This is a genomic window from Priestia flexa (assembly GCF_021441905.1).
GTDB classification, from domain to species: Bacteria; Bacillota; Bacilli; order Bacillales; family Bacillaceae_H; genus Priestia; species Priestia flexa.
In genome coordinates this window covers 3,497,864-3,516,666 of sequence record NZ_CP090431.1, presented here as the reverse complement: position 1 = coordinate 3,516,666, position 18,803 = coordinate 3,497,864, and the positions used below count along the sequence as shown (strand labels likewise).

The 18,803-nt window shown below is 39.5% G+C and carries 15 protein-coding genes; 14 read left to right on the top strand and 1 reads right to left on the bottom strand.

The window, feature by feature from the left end; genetic code table 11:
• Window positions 1-91 precede the first annotated feature (91 nt).
• From LZP85_RS18115 to putP, 4 genes are all read left to right on the top strand, one after another.
• Window positions 92-1,282 carry a PDZ domain-containing protein gene (locus LZP85_RS18115; protein WP_025907012.1) on the top strand — a complete coding sequence of 397 codons (1,191 nt, stop codon included), beginning with the start codon at window positions 92-94 and terminating at the stop codon, window positions 1,280-1,282.
• Between the two features lie 273 nt (window positions 1,283-1,555).
• Window positions 1,556-2,470 carry a proline dehydrogenase family protein gene (locus tag LZP85_RS18110; RefSeq protein ID WP_119542628.1) on the top strand — a complete coding sequence of 305 codons (915 nt, stop codon included), beginning with the start codon at window positions 1,556-1,558 and terminating at the stop codon, window positions 2,468-2,470.
• A 24-nt stretch (window positions 2,471-2,494) separates the two neighbouring features.
• The gene (pruA, locus tag LZP85_RS18105; RefSeq protein ID WP_076512312.1) at window positions 2,495-4,063 is read left to right on the top strand and encodes an L-glutamate gamma-semialdehyde dehydrogenase; all 1,569 of its coding nucleotides are present in this window, start codon (window positions 2,495-2,497) and stop codon (window positions 4,061-4,063) included.
• 121 nt (window positions 4,064-4,184) lie between these two features.
• A complete protein-coding gene (putP, locus tag LZP85_RS18100; RefSeq protein WP_061786616.1) occupies window positions 4,185-5,648 on the top strand; it encodes a sodium/proline symporter PutP in 1,464 nt (487 codons plus the stop codon).
• Between the two features lie 329 nt (window positions 5,649-5,977).
• Here putP and LZP85_RS18095 read toward each other — a convergent pair whose 3' ends face one another.
• Window positions 5,978-7,627, bottom strand: coding sequence for a sigma-54 interaction domain-containing protein (locus LZP85_RS18095; RefSeq protein WP_025907404.1), 1,650 nt, complete (start codon window positions 7,625-7,627; stop codon window positions 5,978-5,980).
• Window positions 7,628-7,917: 290 nt separating this feature from the next.
• On the opposite strand from LZP85_RS18095, the gene uvrB reads away from it, so the two are divergent.
• From uvrB to LZP85_RS18045, 10 genes are all read left to right on the top strand, one after another.
• Window positions 7,918-9,897 (top strand): excinuclease ABC subunit UvrB, encoded by a 1,980-nt coding sequence (gene uvrB, locus LZP85_RS18090; RefSeq protein WP_078989104.1) that lies wholly within the window; start codon window positions 7,918-7,920, stop codon window positions 9,895-9,897.
• A gap of 7 nt (window positions 9,898-9,904) precedes the next feature.
• A complete protein-coding gene (gene uvrA, locus LZP85_RS18085) occupies window positions 9,905-12,784 on the top strand; it encodes an excinuclease ABC subunit UvrA (RefSeq protein ID WP_234561837.1) in 2,880 nt (959 codons plus the stop codon).
• A gap of 174 nt (window positions 12,785-12,958) precedes the next feature.
• Complete coding sequence (locus LZP85_RS18080) at window positions 12,959-14,044, top strand: DUF4097 family beta strand repeat-containing protein (RefSeq protein ID WP_025907409.1); 1,086 nt, start codon at window positions 12,959-12,961, stop codon at window positions 14,042-14,044.
• A gap of 63 nt (window positions 14,045-14,107) precedes the next feature.
• Entirely contained in the window at window positions 14,108-14,302 is a 195-nt protein-coding gene (locus LZP85_RS18075; RefSeq protein WP_025907411.1) for a PspC domain-containing protein, read from the top strand.
• Window positions 14,303-14,307: 5 nt separating this feature from the next.
• Window positions 14,308-14,670, top strand: coding sequence for a phage holin family protein (locus LZP85_RS18070; RefSeq protein WP_025907413.1), 363 nt, complete (start codon window positions 14,308-14,310; stop codon window positions 14,668-14,670).
• A 147-nt stretch (window positions 14,671-14,817) separates the two neighbouring features.
• The gene (gene hprK, locus LZP85_RS18065; protein ID WP_119542626.1) at window positions 14,818-15,753 is read left to right on the top strand and encodes an HPr(Ser) kinase/phosphatase; all 936 of its coding nucleotides are present in this window, start codon (window positions 14,818-14,820) and stop codon (window positions 15,751-15,753) included.
• Between the two features lie 14 nt (window positions 15,754-15,767).
• The gene (gene lgt / locus LZP85_RS18060; protein WP_025907417.1) at window positions 15,768-16,592 is read left to right on the top strand and encodes a prolipoprotein diacylglyceryl transferase; all 825 of its coding nucleotides are present in this window, start codon (window positions 15,768-15,770) and stop codon (window positions 16,590-16,592) included.
• Window positions 16,593-16,596: 4 nt separating this feature from the next.
• Complete coding sequence (locus LZP85_RS18055) at window positions 16,597-17,541, top strand: nucleoside recognition domain-containing protein (protein WP_025907418.1); 945 nt, start codon at window positions 16,597-16,599, stop codon at window positions 17,539-17,541.
• Complete coding sequence (ppaX, locus tag LZP85_RS18050) at window positions 17,531-18,178, top strand: pyrophosphatase PpaX (protein WP_025907421.1); 648 nt, start codon at window positions 17,531-17,533, stop codon at window positions 18,176-18,178. The genes LZP85_RS18055 and ppaX overlap by 11 nt, the downstream gene beginning before the upstream one ends.
• A complete protein-coding gene (locus tag LZP85_RS18045; protein WP_025907423.1) occupies window positions 18,175-18,708 on the top strand; it encodes an acyltransferase in 534 nt (177 codons plus the stop codon). The genes ppaX and LZP85_RS18045 overlap by 4 nt, the downstream gene beginning before the upstream one ends.
• The last annotated feature ends 95 nt before the right edge of the window (window positions 18,709-18,803 follow it).

Sequence of the window (18,803 nt, the reverse complement as noted above, 5' to 3'; positions counted from 1 at the left end):
ACTTTGTTAAAATGAAATTACTGGTTATACATATAAATCTGCGGTGATAAATAAAAAATAAGAAGTTGAGGGAGTAGTAGGCGGTGGAAAGATGGAAGTTGTAATAGAAATCCTAAAAGGAGCGGGAAAGCTTTTTATACATCCGCTCACCTATTTATTTTTACTGGTTTCATTCTTTGTTGGTCTGGCACGCGTTAAGCGTGAACGAAAAAACTTTCATGTTCGGGTATTTGATTTTATCTTAGAAGCGAAGTATTTATTTTTTCCAGGCATTATTATTGGCGTGATCCTTTCAATTTGCACTGTTTTAGTAGGGACATACGTAACGATTGGAACACTTGTGTTTGTTGCTTTGATTACGTTTCTTTTGAGTGGGCCGTGGACATTTCGGTGGTTATCGCCCGCTTATGTATTGGGCGTAACCATTTTTGCTACGCTAGTTATTCCAAATGTGGGAATTGGAGATGGGATTGTTCATACATGGTCACTTGAATTAAAGGATGCAAATTTACCATCGTTAACGTTTTTGTTAGCGCTACTAGTAGTAGCAGAAGGATATTTGATTTGGAAGTTTGGCGTAAAAGGAACCTCTCCTGCTATCATTAAGAGCAAAAGAGGCCAAGAGATTGGTGCTCACTTTTCTCAAAAGCTTTGGGTTGTTCCTGTGTTTTTATTAGTTCCTGGTGATGCAATTACATCTACCTTCAGCTGGTGGCCAGTGCTTACAGTAGGTCAAACGTCATTTAGCTTATTTTTTGTTCCATTTGCTATAGGTTTTAGCCAGCGCATTCAAAGTATGTTGCCAAGCGCATCGATTTCATTTACTGGAAAAAGAGTGTTGTTTTTAGGTGTTGGTTTGGTCTTAGTGGCGCTTGTGACATTAGTTGTTCCGCTATTTTCATTTGTTGTGGCGGCTCTCGCCATTGTGGTTAGACAGTGGATTAGTACGAAGCAACGTCTAGCAGATGAGAATGCTGCACCATTTTTCACAAAAAAATCAGAAGGTGTTATCATATTGGGTATTATTCCAGGATCGCCCGCTGAAAAAATGGGCTTACAAGTTGGAGAGTTAATTACGAAAGTAAACGGTGTTCCTGTATCAGAAGTTGCTAAATTTTATGCAGCGCTTCAGGTTAATAATCGTGCTTTCTGTAAATTAGAGGTGCTTGATTATTCTGGCGAGGTTCGCTTTGCTCAGCGCGCTTTGTATGATAATGAACATCACGAGCTAGGTATTTTATTCGTTCATAACTACAAGCAGCTAACATCGGAAGCTGTTTAAGTGACAAACCCTATTTCTTTATTAAAAGAAGTAGGGTTTTTTTTGTAAAAAAAGTATGGCAGATGTCTTAACAATTTTCTAGTATATTCCTATTGTGTTAGATATAATCAAGTTACGAATTGAACAAAAGTGTATATTTTATAAAAAATAAACAAATTTGTTCAAAAAATATATAGAAAGCGTTTACAAAATTGTAGAAAGGAGAGTATACTGAACATATAGTAAGTTAAGAATCTTTTTAAATCTTAATGTAATGAAGGAGGCTTGGTATTGATGGAGGTTTTAATGAGAACGATGTTTCAATCGTTAGGCAAAAATCACTCAATGAATAAATTAGCAAAAAGGTATGGTCTACGAATGGGTGCGGCAAGATTTGTGGCAGGTGATTCAATTGAATCTGCTATTAACACTTGTAGAGAGCTGAACGCTGCAGGTAAGGTTGCAACGTTAGATCACCTTGGAGAATTTGTGTATACCAAAGAGGAAGCAGCTGAATCTACCGATATGTGTGTGCAAACATTACATGCGATTGCTCATTCAAATGTTAATTCGAATTTATCATTGAAGATGACATCTCTTGGTTTAGATATTAGCAAAGAGCTCTGCATGGATAATATGCGCAAAATTCTTGAGGTTGCCAAAATGCATGGGATTTTTGTTCGAATTGATATGGAAGATTATGCTCATTGTCAGCAGTCACTAGATATATATAAAGAGCTGCGAAAAGACTATGATAACGTTGGAATTGTGATTCAAGCATATCTATATCGTACGCAGCAAGACATTAAAGACCTAAATCAATATCAAGCAAACTTACGCTTAGTAAAAGGGGCATATAAAGAGTCACCTGAAGTAGCATTTCCAGCAAAAAAAGATGTGGATGAAAACTTTAAAGAAATTATTAAAATGCATTTAGAAAACGGCAACTACACAGCCGTGGCAAGCCATGATGAAGCAATGATTGACTATACGAAAGAGTTGGTTAAAAAACTGAATATTCCAAAGGATCAATTTGAATTTCAGATGCTGTACGGTATTTGTGTTGATTTACAAGATAAGCTTATTAAAGAAGGTTACAAGGTGCGCGTATACGTACCGTACGGTGTAGATTGGTTTGGGTACTTTATGCGCCGTTTAGCTGAGCGCCCGGCGAATGTATGGTTTGTATTAAAGAATTTTGTAAAATAATTTCACATAAAGGGGTAGATGAATATGACAATTACAACAAAACCATCTGTATTTAAAAATGAACCTTTCACTGATTTTACAGTTGAAGCAAATAAAGTAGCGATGGAAAAAGCCTTAGAAAAAGTAAAGGGTAAGCTAGGGGGAACCTACCCAATTTCAATTGGTAGCGAAACAATTGATACAGGAGATTATATTGTGTCAATCAATCCTGGAAGTAAAGATGACGTCATTGGGCGCGTGAGCAAAGGAACAACGGCTTTAGCGGAGCAAGCAATGCAACAAGCGTTAACAACGTTTGAAATGTGGAAGAACGTTTCACCGGCTGAGCGTGCGGACTATTTATTTAAAGCAGCGGATTTGATGCGTCAACGTAAGCATGAATTCTCTGCGATGCTCGTTTATGAAGTAGGGAAAAATTGGGCTGAGGCAGATGCAGATACAGCAGAAGCAATTGATTTTATGGAGTTTTATGCAAGAGAAATGCTTCGCCTTAGCGAGACGCACATTAATCAGCCATTAACGCCTGTAGATGGTGAAAAGACGCGAATGGCGTATATTCCACTTGGAGTAGGGGTAATCATCTCACCATTTAATTTCCCACTCGCAATTATGGCAGGAACGACCGTAGCGGCAATTGTATCGGGGAACACAGTTATTTTAAAACCAGCTGATTCAGCTCCGGTTATTGCGGCTAAATTTGTGGAGCTCATGAAAGAAGTAGGCTTACCGGAAGGAGTCTTAAACTTTGTGCCAGGAGACGGTATTGAAGTAGGCGAATACTTGGTTGAGCACCCAAAAACACGCTTTGTTTCCTTCACGGGTTCACGTGAAGTTGGTTGTCGTATTTACGAAAGGGCGTCTAAAGTACAGTCTGGACAGATTTGGTTAAAGCGTGTTATTGCTGAAATGGGCGGTAAAGATGGAATTGTAGTAGATGAAACAGCTGATTTAGATGCAGCTGCTGATGGAATTGTGGCAGCAGCATTCGGCTTCCAAGGACAAAAGTGTTCAGCAGGTTCTCGTGCAATTATCGTGGAATCTGTTTATGATGAAGTGGTAGAAAAGGTCGTAGAACGTACGAAAAAGCTTAGCATTGGACTGCCGGAAGAAAATCATGCAGTGGGTCCAGTAATTGATCAAAAAGCATACAATAAAATCTTGTCGTATATTGAGACTGGAAAAGGTGAAGGAACGCTTCTAACAGGCGGTGGTCCGGCTGAAGGGAATGGCTTCTATATCGAACCAACTGTATTTGGAGATGTGAGTCCGCAGGCACGCATCATGAAAGAAGAAATCTTTGGGCCTGTTCTTGCGATGGCAAAAGCAGCTGACTGGAAAGAAGCAATTGAGATTTATAACGATACAGATTACGGGTTAACGGGCGGATTCTTCTCTCGCGATGAGAATCGTATTTCGACTGCTCTAAATGAAATGCACTGCGGAAACTTGTACATTAACAAAAAATGTACGGGTGCGTTGGTAGGAGTACATCCTTTTGGTGGTTTCAATATGTCAGGAACGGACTCTAAAGCGGGTGGCTATGACTATCTACTTCTATTTACACAAGGGAAAATGACAGCTAGAAAGATTTAAATGGATTTAATCAGAGGGGCACTGTGCCCTTTCTGATTATTTTTTTATCATAAAATTTTTGGTTACTTCTGAATTAAAATCTAGTATATTATTTCTATGCAAATTTGAGAGGAGAGATTTGATGGAGATTCAGCTGTTAAGTTCCATTGTGGTATACATGATCGGTATGTTGTTAATTGGTTATTATGCGTACCGAAGGACTTCTAATCTATCAGACTATGTATTGGGAGGACGCTCGCTAGGCCCAGGCGTAACGGCTTTAAGTGCAGGAGCTTCAGATATGAGTGGATGGTTGATGATGGGGTTGCCTGGTGCTATGTTTGTTCAGGGGGTAAGCGCTTCGTGGATTGTAATTGGGCTTACGTTAGGTGCATATGCTAACTGGCTGTTTGTTGCACCTCGTCTTCGTAAGTATACAGAAGTGGCTAATAATTCAATGACCATTCCAGCGTTTTTAGAAAATCGCTTTAACGATGATTCCAAAATGCTACGTATGATTTCGGCTATTGTTATTATTCTATTTTTTACTTTTTACGTTTCATCAGGAATCGTATCAGGAGGCGTTCTTTTTGAAACAACGCTGAATCTAGACTACGAGATAGGCTTATGGGTTGTAGCTGGAGTAGTCGTAGCTTATACATTGTTTGGTGGCTTTTTAGCCGTTAGTTGGACCGATTTCGTTCAAGGAATTATAATGTTTGTTGCTTTAATCCTTGTGCCAGTTGTAGTTCTTACACAGATGGGTGGATTTGGTCCGGCAATGAGTGAGGTTCGAAACATTGATACGGACTTATTCAATATTTTTAGTGGCACAAGCTTCTTAGGTATCATCTCGCTGTTTGCCTGGGGGTTAGGTTATTTTGGCCAACCACATATTATCGTGCGATTTATGGCTATCTCATCTGTAAAAGAAATCAAGCCTGCTCGTCGTATTGGAATGAGCTGGATGCTTGTTTCAGTCGTTGGAGCCATGCTGACAGGGTTTGTCGGTTTAGCTTATTACACGAATCAAGGTCTAGAAATTGCTGACCCGGAAACAGTATTTATCGGGTTAAGCACAATTTTATTCCACCCAATTATTACAGGGTTCTTATTAGCAGCATTATTAGCAGCCGTAATGAGTACCATTTCATCACAACTTCTTGTAACTTCGAGCTCATTGACAGAAGATTTGTACAAAACATTTTTCCGCCGATCAGCAAGTGATAAAGAACTAATGTTGATTGGACGTGGATTTGTACTTCTTGTATCCATCATTGGTGTCATGATTGCATTTAATAAAAGTGGTACAATCTTATCGTTAGTCGGCTATGCATGGGCTGGATTTGGAGCTGCTTTTGGCCCTGTTATCTTATTGAGCCTTTATTGGAAGCGAATGAACAAATGGGGAGCGCTAGCAGGTATGGTGCTTGGTGCCGTGACGGTTGTTGTATGGACAAAAATCCCTGGATTATCGGATTTATTATACGAAATGATTCCGGGTTTCTTAATTAGCTTAGTTGGAATTGTAGTAGTAAGCTTATTAACACCTGCTCCGAACGAGAAAACGCAAAGTGAGTTTGAAGAATATAATCAATCAGCGTAACGAAAAAGAGACTGAGACATAAGTAGTTCAGTCCTTACTATACCTGAACGATTGAGAGTTCATAACTTTTAATCGCTCAGGTTTTTTGTTGATTGTGAAAACAATGTTGGAAACAGGGTGGAATGGAGCGTAGGACACTCGACTCCTGCGGGAAAGAGAGGGAAAACGGAGATCCCGCAGCGCAGCGAGGAAGCTCAGGTTCCTCCCCGCGGAAAGCGAGTGGCCGTAGCGCAATGGAACGAACGTGTTGAGACAAACTAAAGAGATGGGAACATCTATTGTTCGTCTTTTAGAAGCAATCATTTTGTTATGTCCCAAACTCTTTTTCGTTACAAACCATATTCTTTAATTTTGTTATACAATGTTCCTCTTGAAATCCCTAATAAATCAGCTGCGGCGCTCTTATTACCATAGGTTCTTTTTAGCGTATCTTGAATGAGCTGCTTTTCAGATGAGGTTTCATTCAAGGGTTCATGAAGAGTGATTTGGCGTTTTAACTCAGCTGGTAAGTGCTGTGCCGTAATAGTTGGCAAATCGTTAAGTAAAATTAACCGTTCAATGGTATTTCGAAGTTCTCTTACATTACCAGGCCAATCGTGATGACAAAGCGTTTCAACCACTTCTTCATCAAGAGTTGGTTTTACCTTTTCGTGCTTTGTGCTGAATTCTTCAATAAATTGTGTAATGAGCGTTGGAATTTCATTCTGACGCTCTTTTAACGGTGGAATATGAATATTAATGACCGTTAGTTGATAATAGAGACCTTCATAAAACTCTCCTTGTTCAATTAAGCTCTCTAACAGTACAGAGGTTGAAGCCATAATTCTTGTATTAACCTGAACTTGCTCATTACTTCCCGTCATGTAATAAGCGGCGTTTTCGAGATAGTCACACAGTTTAATTTGAACGTCTAAAGGCATCTTGTGAACGTCTTGAATAAATAAGGTGCCGTTTGCTGCTTGCTCTAATTTCCCAGGCCTTTTATCGGTTGTAGGCTGTGAAAACACGCCTTGTTGATATCCAAATAACTCCATATCAATGAGGCCGGGAGGAATGGTTGCGCAGTTTAGCGTAATAAAGGGTTCGTTTCGCCTTGTGCTATCATAATGAATAGCTTGAGCAAGAAGCTCTTTTCCAGATCCTACTTCACCCGTTAATAAAATAGGAATATTTGTAGACGAAACTTTTTTAGCCATTTCAATTTCTTCTTCAAGGGTAGAGTTCTCGCCAATAATAGAAGAAAATAAGCTCTTATCTCCTATCAGTGGGTCTTGTTCCACTTCTTCGTGCAGTCGAATAATATTGGTAATATCATGCTCAGTTGCCACTGCACCAATAACTTTATGGCCTTTTACAATAGGAGAAGCATTCACTAACACGTGCGTTTCTTTATTTGGCTTATGGTAAGCTCCCCGAATCGGTCGACCTTCGTTTAAGATTTTATGTAGCACAATGGACTCATCATCGAAATACGTATTGATGAACTCGCCAACAATTGCTTGTTTTGCAATTTTGTAAGTGTTTTCAGCGGCGGTATTCCATAGCACTACTTTCCCTTTATCGTCAACAACGGTTACGGCGTCGTTAATCGTCTCTCCTAATGTTTCAAAATAAGAGAAAACATCTTCATTTTCAGCTTGTAGATAGTGAATCCAGTCAGAAGGGTGAAGTACACCGTGAATAGAATTAGTTTCATATGCTTGAATAAGAACTGGGCGCTCCCAGTTAACCTTTGATGTTTTGAGGTCAAGCCAAGTAGAGATAGTAGAAGGAGACCAGTTGGTTTTGTGAATCCAATCAATAATAGGCATGCTCATCGAAGCACTCTGGAGGGCAAACTGTTCTTTTGTATGAAAGATATAATAATGCTTATCAAAAACGATGACATATTCAAAGTTAGAAAGTTCCGATTTTATTTGGGATATGGATGTAGATGGACTGGTTAAAATAAAGGAGTCGTTTATTTTAATTGAGCTCATTGGATTGTACTAAACCCCTTTCATATTCTTACTTTTAATTAAATGTATCACACTTTTTATAAGGTCGCAAAGCGCTTCTTTTGTCCGATTTTCCAGCTAATTCGCAATGGGATTATATATTTGCTCAGACTGGGTATACAAAGGAGAGATGAAGAAATAAGGAAAATTTGAACAGTCCAATACTATTCAGTTCCATTATATAAAAAGAAATGATAAAATACGAATATAAGTTCGTGTTTTTAGGGATTACAGTGCTATAATTTTAACACTAATGAAATGGAGGCCTCTCTGTGGCAGATCAATTTAAGCTAGTATCCTCATATGAACCTCAAGGGGATCAGCCTAAGGCAATTGAAAAAATTGTCAAAGGTATTCATGAAGGAAAACAGCAGCAGGTGTTATTAGGTGCAACAGGAACAGGTAAGACATTTACGATTTCTAATGTAATTAAGGAGGTTAATAAGCCTACCTTAATTATTGCTCATAATAAAACGTTGGCTGGGCAGCTATATAGCGAGTTTAAAGAGTTCTTTCCAGATAACGCAGTGGAATACTTTGTGAGCTATTACGACTACTATCAGCCTGAAGCTTATGTTCCACAAACCGATACGTTTATTGAAAAAGATGCAAGCATTAATGACGAAATCGATAAGCTACGTCACTCTGCAACGTCTTCGTTGTTTGAGAGAAACGACGTTATCATTATTGCCAGCGTATCTTGTATTTATGGATTAGGTTCACCGGAAGAATATAAAGAAATGGTTGTTTCGCTTCGTGTCGGCATGGAAAAGGAGCGAAATCAGCTACTTCGAGATCTTGTGGACGTGCAGTATGAACGCAATGACATCGACTTTAAACGCGGGACATTTCGCGTGCGTGGAGATGTGGTGGAGATTTTCCCAGCATCAAGAGATGAGCGCTGCATTCGCATTGAGTTCTTCGGAGATGAAATTGATCGTATTCGAGAAGTTGATGCTTTAACCGGAGAAGTCCTTAGCGATAGAGAACACGTGGCCATCTTCCCGGCGTCTCACTTCGTCACTCGAGAAGAAAAGATGAAAGTAGCGATTAAAAATATTGAAAAAGAGCTTCAAGAACAGCTTGAAAAGATGCGAGAAGCAGGCAAATTATTAGAAGCTCAGCGCCTTGAACAGCGCACAAACTATGATTTAGAAATGATGAGAGAGATGGGTTTCTGTTCCGGAATTGAAAACTACTCTCGTCATTTAACGCTACGTCCACCAGGATCAACACCATACACGCTGCTAGATTTCTTCCCAGAAGACTTTCTTCTTGTAGTCGATGAATCACATGTGACTATTCCACAAATTCGCGGAATGTATAACGGGGACCAAGCGCGAAAACAAGTGCTTGTTGACCATGGTTTTCGTCTTCCTTCAGCGCTTGATAATCGTCCGTTGAAATTCGATGAATTTGAAGATCATATCCATCAAATTGTTCACGTTTCGGCAACGCCAGGGCCTTATGAACTTGAAAAAGCGCCTGATGTTATTGAACAAATCATTCGACCAACGGGATTATTGGATCCAAATATTGAAGTGAGACCAATTGAAGGGCAGATTGATGATTTAATTGGAGAGCTTCAAGATCGAATTGCGAAAAACGAGCGCGTTCTCATTACAACGCTAACGAAAAAAATGTCAGAGGACTTAACGAATTATTTAAAAGAAATCGGCATTAAAGTACAGTATTTGCATTCTGAAATTAAAACGCTTGAGCGAATTGAAATTATTCGTGATTTGCGTCTTGGTAAATTTGACGTTTTAGTTGGAATTAACCTTCTAAGGGAAGGACTCGACATTCCTGAAGTGTCACTTGTCACGATATTAGATGCAGATAAAGAAGGATTTCTACGATCAGAGCGTTCACTTATCCAAACAATTGGTCGAGCGGCTCGTAACGCTAATGGTCACGTTATTATGTACGCAAATCGCATCACTAACTCGATGGAAATTGCGATTAGTGAAACGAATCGTCGTCGCAGCATTCAAGAAGCATACAATGAAAAACACGGCATTACGCCGCAGACAATTCAAAAAGAAGTTCGAGGTGCAATCCGAGCAACAATTGTAGCTGAGGATACTGAAAGCTACGATCAAGCACCTGCGTTTGATAAAATGACTGGAAAAGAAAAGCAAAAAGTAATTCAAGAAATGGAAGAAGAAATGAAGGAAGCAGCAAAAGCTCTTAACTTTGAACGAGCAGCTGAGCTTCGTGATCTTCTTTTAGAATTAAAAGCAGAAGGGTGATAGCAAGATGGCCATGGAGAAAATCGTAATAAAGGGAGCGCGCGCTCATAATTTAAAAAATATCGATATTGAAATTCCACGTGATAAGCTGGTCGTACTAACGGGCTTATCAGGTTCTGGTAAATCATCGCTTGCTTTTGATACGATTTATGCAGAAGGTCAGAGACGTTACGTGGAGTCATTATCAGCGTATGCTCGGCAGTTCCTTGGTCAGATGGACAAGCCGGACGTGGATTCCATTGAAGGTTTGTCCCCGGCTATCTCAATCGATCAAAAAACAACGAGCCGCAACCCTCGTTCAACTGTAGGAACCGTTACGGAAATTTATGATTATTTACGCTTGCTGTTTGCGCGTGTAGGGAGACCGACTTGTCCAAACCACGGGATTGAAATTACATCTCAGACCATTGAGCAGATGGTGGACCGTATTTTAGAGTACAAAGAGCGTACAAAATTACAAGTGCTGGCTCCCGTTGTGTCTGGGCGAAAAGGTGCGCATGTAAAAGCCTTAGAAGATATTAAAAAGCAAGGATACGTGCGTGTGCGCGTAGATGGAGAAATGCGCGAAGTAACAGAGGAAATTGAGCTAGACAAAAATAAAAAACATTCGATTGAAGTGGTTATCGATCGAATCGTGGTAAAAGAAGGCGTACAGTCTCGTTTATCTGACTCCCTAGAAACGGCTCTAAAACTCGGTGATGGAAAGGTTATTATCGACATCATTGGTGAAGAAGAGCTTTTATTTAGTGAGCATCATGCATGTCCAAAATGTGGTTTTTCAATTGGAGAGCTTGAACCGAGAATGTTTTCATTCAACAGTCCTTATGGTGCTTGTACAGCATGTGATGGACTAGGAATGAAGCTTAAAGTTGACCATGAACTGGTGATTCCGGATGATACGTTAACATTACGAGAAAATGCTATTGCTCCATGGGCTCCAACAAGTTCTCAGTACTATCCGCAAATGCTAGAAGCAGTTTGCGCTCATTATAGCATCGATATGGACGTGCCGGTAAAAGACTTACCTAAGCATTTATTAGATAAAATCTTGCATGGAAGCGATGGCGAAAAAATATACTTCCGCTATGAAAATGACTTTGGACAAGTGCGTGAAAATGAAATCTTGTTCGAAGGTGTAATTCCAAACGTAGAGCGTCGTTATCATGAGACCAGCTCTGATTATATTCGTGAGCAAATGGAAAAATATATGGCCGAACAGCCTTGTCCAACGTGTAAGGGCCACCGCTTAAAGAAAGAAGCGCTTGCTGTTTTAATTGATTCTAAGCATATCGGTAACGTGACGCGTTTTTCTGTACAAGAAGCGTACAATTTCTTTAGCAGCCTGCAGCTTTCTGATAAAGAAATGAAAATTGCAGACATGATTTTAAGAGAAATTAAAGAACGCCTCAGTTTCTTAGTGAATGTCGGCTTAGATTACCTCACAATTAATCGTTCAGCTGGAACGTTATCTGGTGGAGAAGCACAGCGTATTCGACTAGCAACGCAAATTGGCTCACGTTTAACAGGGGTTCTTTACATTTTAGATGAACCGTCCATTGGTCTCCATCAGCGTGATAATGATCGCCTTATTCGAACGATGCAAGATATGAGAGACATTGGGAATACATTAATTGTTGTTGAGCACGATGAAGATACGATGCTTGCTGCCGATTATTTAATTGATATTGGTCCTGGTGCCGGTGTGCATGGAGGAGCGGTTGTGTCACAGGGAACACCAAAAGAAGTGATGGCAGATCCAAATTCATTAACAGGTCAGTATCTATCGGGAGAGCGTTTTATTCCGCTGCCAACAGAGCGCCGCGCAATTGATAAGAGCCGAATGATTGACATTGTAGGTGCAAAAGAAAACAATTTAAAAAATGTGAAGGTAAGTATTCCACTTGGAACGTTTACAGCAGTAACAGGCGTATCAGGTTCAGGGAAAAGTACGCTGGTAAATGATATTTTACACAAAACGCTTGCTCAAAAGCTTCATAAAGCCAAAAGTAGGGCTGGAGAGCATAAAGAAATCAAAGGAATTGAGCACTTAGATAAAGTGATTGATATTGATCAATCTCCAATTGGACGTACACCACGCTCTAATCCAGCTACGTATACGGGTGTTTTTGATGATATTCGTGACGTATTTGCCCAAACGAACGAAGCAAAAGTACGTGGTTATAAAAAAGGTCGTTTTAGCTTTAACGTAAAGGGAGGTCGCTGTGAAGCGTGTCGTGGAGACGGAATCATTAAAATTGAAATGCACTTTTTGCCGGACGTATATGTACCTTGTGAAGTATGTCATGGCAAGCGCTACAACCGCGAAACGTTAGAAGTTAAATATAAAGACCATAATATTTCAGACGTGCTGGATATGACGGTCGAGGATGCTCTGCATTTCTTTGAAAACATACCGAAAATCAAGCGTAAGCTACAAACAATCTATGACGTAGGACTTGGATATATTACGCTTGGGCAGCCTGCTACAACCCTATCAGGAGGGGAAGCGCAGCGTGTAAAGCTAGCTTCTGAGCTGCATCGCCGATCAACGGGCCGAACGCTTTACATTTTAGATGAGCCAACAACAGGTCTGCATATTGACGATATTGCACGACTTCTAAAAGTATTGCAACGACTCGTTGAAAATGGTGACACGGTTCTCGTTATTGAACACAATCTTGATATTATTAAAGCAGCAGATTATTTAATTGATTTAGGACCTGAAGGCGGAGATCAAGGTGGTCAAATTGTTGGTACAGGTACACCAGAAGAAGTCGCTGAAGTGAAAGGTTCCTATACAGGTAAGTATTTAAAGCCAATTTTAGAACGTGATCGAAAGCGTATGGATGAGAAGATAAAGGAAGTTCAAACAGTTGGCAAAGCATAAAATAGAAAAAAAGGCGCTAAAGGTAGCGCTTTTTTCTATTTTATGTATATTGAAACTTTTTGTAGCATAAACCGTATTACATAATAGCCTGCTTTTTCTTTAATAAAAAGGCAGTGAAAGTATGAAATAACGAGCTAAGATAGATGAAATTATAAACCAAAAGGGGAGAGTCACATGCTAGAAAAGCGCAAGCAGATTTTACAGATGGTAGAAGAGGGGAAGTTGACGGTAGATGAAGCATTAACGCTTTTAAATTCACTTGAAGCAAACCCTGAGCCAACTGTAAAAGTGAATGCATCATCGGAGTTGACGCCTTATGTTGGTAAATCGAGCAGCAGTTCTTCCACTTTTAAACCTTCGTCTGCATCCTTTAAAGAAAAGCTATTTAGCTTTGTCGATCAGACAGTCAAAAAAGTAAAGGACGTTGATTTAGACTTTAACTTTGGTCCCTCGGTTAAAGTTCAGCATATTTTCCAACAAACAGAAGCTTATATTCAGGCAATTGATATCGATATTGCAAACGGAAGTGTGAAGGTAAAACCATGGGGAAGTCCGGATGTGCGAATCGAGTGCGAATCAGATGTTTATAAGGTAGAGGGGCAAGAGCAAGCGCGACAAGCGTTTTTAAAAGATGTCTTATTTTCAATTGAGAACGGGAAGCTAAAATTTAATGTGCAAAAAAAACATATGAAGGTGAAGGCGACTGTTTATATACCTGAAACCGAGTATGAGAGAGTGAATGTACGTGTGTTTAATGGACCTATTGAAGGGGAAAGATTAAATGTAAGAGAATTAAAGGCCAAAACAGCCAACGGTTTAATTCGCTTTTATGAAGTGAATAGTGGACAGCTTGAAGCGGAAACATCTAATGGTCACATTGAGCTCTCACGCGTTTTCTCATCAAAATGTGAGATGGAGACGATTAACGGCTCTATAAAATTTGATGGGGATTATAAAAAAATCGATGCGCAAACTTTTAATGGAGATATTGAAGGGTACCTGAAAGGAGAGCGTGTTGAGTTAGCATTTTTAAAAACGACTACGGGACATATCGAGCTTTATACGCCGTCTCATCTTGGCATCGAAGGAGATTTGAAATCAAATCTAGGTAAATTCGTATGTAACTTACCTCAAATGGAGGTAATTGAAGAGAAAAAAGAGACGGTCATGAAGCAGATGCGCTTCCGAGCATATCTTGAAACAGCTAAATCGTATAAATTATTAGCAGAGTCTAAAGCTGGTTCAATCACAATTAAGTAAAACGTTGGCATATAAAGAAGCCTTTTGTAATCAGAATGATTAGGAAAAGGAGAAGATTGATAAATGAAAAAGTTATATAGATCACGCAGAAATAGAAAATTAGCTGGAATTATCGGCGGAATTTCTGAGTATACAGGGATTAGTGCTACGATTCTTCGACTGATTTTTGCATTGAGCGTTCTATTCGTTATTGGAACACCACTGGTAGTTATCTACTTCATTTTAATCTTTGTATTGCCAAATGAAGAAGGAGCCTAATAAGCATGCTTGTGAGAGGGATTATTAGCATTTTAATTAATGCTCTTGTACTTGTAGTAATTGCAGGTTATATCGATGCATTTCAACTATCGTCGATTGGTGCTGCAATTATTGCCAGCATCATTTTATCCATTTTAAATATTATCGTGAAACCCATTTTAATTCTTTTGACGTTACCAGTGACATTTCTAACACTTGGACTGTTTTTATTCGTCATAAACGCAGCGACGTTAATGATTACGCAAGGTATTATGGGTGATTCGTTTGTTATTGATGGATTTGGTACAGCTATTTTAGCTGCTATTGTTATGTCTATTCTGAACCTATTGATTCAAAAGGTTATTATTGATCCGTTGCGATCCAAATAAAGTAGCGCTAGCTTCAACGAAGCTAGCGCTACTTTATTTTCTCTTCTCTTGCTTTTAATGATAAAATAGAGTGAACCTTTAATGGTAAATACTATCATAGACAAAAAGCTAATGGGTACATGGTTTTAAACTAAAGGAGGATTTCAGGTGGTAACAGTTCGTACTAAAGATTTAATTGAAAAGTTTAATTTAGAGTTAATCAGTGGAGAAGAAGGAATTGACCGTCCGATTGCAACAAGTGATATTTCACGTCCAGGGATTGAAATGGCCGGTTATTTTACATATTATCCAGCAGAGCGCATACAGCTATTAGGGAAAACGGAATTATCATTTTTTGATCGTTTAGATGATGAAGAAAAGAAAGTCCGAATGGAAAAAATGTGTACAGATATTACGCCAGCCATTATTATTTCCCGTGATATGTCTGTGCCGAAAGAATTGATTGAAGCTTCTGAACGCGAAGCAGTTCCTGTACTACGATCGCCTTCTAAAACGACAAGACTTTCAAGTCATTTAACGAACTTTTTAGAAAGTCGTTTAGCACCGTCTACAGCTCTTCACGGAGTGCTTGTAGATATTTATGGAATCGGTGTCTTAATCATGGGGAAAAGTGGCGTTGGTAAAAGTGAAACCGCGCTTGAACTTGTGAAACGTGGACATCGTCTAGTAGCGGATGACTGTGTAGAAATTCGTCAAGAAGATCAAGATACGCTGGTCGGTAATGCTCCGGGGTTAATTGAACACTTACTTGAAATTCGCGGCCTTGGTATTATTAACGTGATGACGCTATTTGGTGCAGGTTCAGTACGTAGCTATAAGCGTATTTCATTAGTTATTCAGCTTGAGACATGGGACCAAAATAAACATTATGATCGTTTAGGCCTTGAAGAAGATAAAATGAAGATTATTGACACCGATGTGACAAAAATCACGTTACCTGTTCGTCCAGGGCGTAACTTAGCTGTTATTATTGAGGTAGCCGCAATGAACTTCCGCTTGAAACGCATGGGAATTAATGCAGCTGAGCAGTTCTCAAATCGCTTAACGGATGTAATTGAAGACGGTGACAGAGAAGATATTTAAGAAAGGGTGGTTTGATGGAAGCAAATATTCAGCCGCTTGATCGTGTGTTTTTAGAGCTAGGCCCACTGACAATCTATTGGTATGGCGTCATTATTGGAGCCGGTGTGCTGCTTGCTCTGTATATTGCTACAAAAGAAAGCACGAAGCGTGGGTTGCCTAAAGACACGTTTATCGATTTAGTGCTATTTGCAGTACCAATTGCTATTATTTGTGCGCGCATATACTATGTTGCGTTTGAATGGGATTATTACTCACAGCATTTGAATGAGATACCTCAAATCTGGAACGGTGGAATTGCTATTCATGGTGGATTGATTGGAGCAATTTTAACTGGGATTGTTTTTTCACGTGTGAAAAAGATTTCATTTTGGAAACTAGCGGACATTGCGGCACCGAGTATTATTCTTGGTCAGGCAATCGGACGCTGGGGGAATTTTATGAATCAGGAAGCGCACGGTGGAGAAGTATCACGTGCTTTTCTAGAAGGTTTGCACCTGCCAGAATTTATTATTAATCAAATGTATATTAACGGTACATATTACCACCCTACGTTTTTATATGAATCGCTTTGGAATTTAGCCGGATTTGCTCTGTTAATTGCGCTAAGACGCGTCAATTTGCGTAGAGGTGAACTGTTCTTAACGTACGTTATTTGGTATTCAATTGGGCGATACTTTATTGAAGGAATGCGTACAGACAGCTTGATGTTGACGGATACGCTGCGCATCGCACAAGTCATTTCGCTTGTCTTAATTGCGGTAGCAGTCATTATTATTGCTATTCGTCGAAAAACAAATAAGGAAACGTATTTGGAAACAAGTAAAAAGAAACAGGGGTGAGGAAATGCTTAGGTCGATACAAAAGGGGATTATGGGAGGACTCAAAACAACGCTGACACTAGGAAAAGTCATTTTTCCAGTAACGCTAATTGTTTCACTCCTTCAATACACGCCAGTGCTGGATTGGTTTGCTACGTTAATTTCACCTTTAATGAAGTTATTTGGGCTATCGGGAGATGCAGCCATTCCACTTGTGCTGGGGAACTTGTTAAATTTATATGCGGGAATTGCAGGGATTTTATCACTGGATTTAACGGTGAAAGAAGTATTTATTCTAGCCGTTATGCTGTCTTTCTCTCATAATTTATTAATTGAAACGAGCGTAGCTTTAAAAGTTGGTGTGAAGCTATGGGTTATTTTATCGGTTCGTATCGGGCTCGCTGTGATCTCAGCCATTATCATTAACTTAGTATGGAATGGCGGAGGCGAACAGGCACAGTACGGTTTTTTAGCAACGAAGCACGAGGAAGTAAGCGGATGGGGAGCAATCATCTGGCAATCGATTGAAAAAGCAGGTTTTGGAATTCTACAGCTGGCTCTTATTGTTATTCCAGTTATGGTGGGAATTCAAATCCTGAAAGATATTGGGTGGCTCGATAAGCTTTCCTCAATGCTTGGTCCGTTTACACGCTTATTAGGGATGAAAGAAAATACGTCTACAACGCTTGTGACAGGTCTCTTACTAGGGTTGGCATATGGAGCTGGCGTCATGATTCAAGCTGTACAAGAAGAGGGAGTTAGTAAGCGTGACGCAACGCTTGCGTTCATCTTTTTAGTCGCTTGTCATGCTGTAGTAGAAGATACGTTAATTTTTATTCCGCTAGGTATTCCTGTACTGCCGCTGCTCATTATTCGGGTAGTTGTTGCACTTGTGTTAACCATTGTGATTTCACGGATGTGGAAAGAAAATGAAGTAAGGCATAGAAAGGAAGTTTCATATGAGCATTAACACCGTTCTATTTGATTTAGATGGAACGCTAATTGATACAAATGAATTAATTATTTCATCTTTTATGCACACATTAAATCATTATTATCCCGAGCAATATAAACGTGAAGATGTCTTGGCATTTATGGGGCCACCTCTTTATGACACTTTTGTACAGATGGATAAAGAGCGAGTACACGAAATGATTGACACGTACCGTACTCATAACTTAAGTCATCATGATGAACTTGTAACAGAGTTTGCAGGCGTATTTGAAACGGTGAAATGGTTACATGATCAGAAGTATAAGTTGGCTATCGTTACAACAAAGCAGATTAATACGGTCATGCTGGGGCTAAAACTTACGAAGTTGGATCAATTTTTTGATGTAATTGTTGCAATTGACGACGTGCAGCATGCAAAACCTCACCCAGAGCCAGTCGAAAAAGCATTAGTACTTTTAAATGCACAGCCAGAAGAAGCTGTTATGGTAGGAGATAACCATCATGACATCCTATCTGGTAAAAATGCAGGTACGAAAACAGCTGGTGTGGCTTGGAGTGCAAAAGGAAGAGAACACATTGCTTCTTATGAGCCAGATGTTATCTTAGAAGAGATGAAAGACTTGATTCCATGGCTTGGAGGAAAAGAGCAGTGAGAAAGACGAAGCGATTTCCTGTCGAAGGACCTAACTCGCTCTGGCACGTCTATAAAACCGTTCCATTTTGGAAGGTAATGCGTAACTTTATTGTCATTCAGCTTGCTCGCTATTCTCCTTTTTTATCATTTAAAAACTGGCTTTACCGGACGTTCTTACAGATGGAGGTAGGGCCTCAAACTTCTTTTGGACTGATGGTTATGCTTGATATTATGTTTCCAGAGAAGATAACGGTTGGAAAAAACTCGGTAATTGGATATAACACAACGATTCTCGCCCATGAATATTTAATTAAAGAATATCGACTTGGAGATGTAATCATTGGTGATGAGGTAATGATTGGAGCTAATAGTACAATCTTACCTGGAGTAGTGATTGGTAACGGAGCAATTGTTGCTGCGGGAACAGTCGTACATAGAAACATAGAGCCTGGCTCTTTTGTTGGAGGAAATCCAATGAGGGTCATTTATACAAAAGAAGAAATGCAAAAGCGCACAGAAGAAAACGAATCAGCCACGACCTATCAATAAGGAGTGGCTTTTTTTGTAAGAAAATAGCGCTATATGAGTTGACGATTACCTATAAGGGGTGTAAACTACTAATAACTTTAATTTGTTATTTCGCT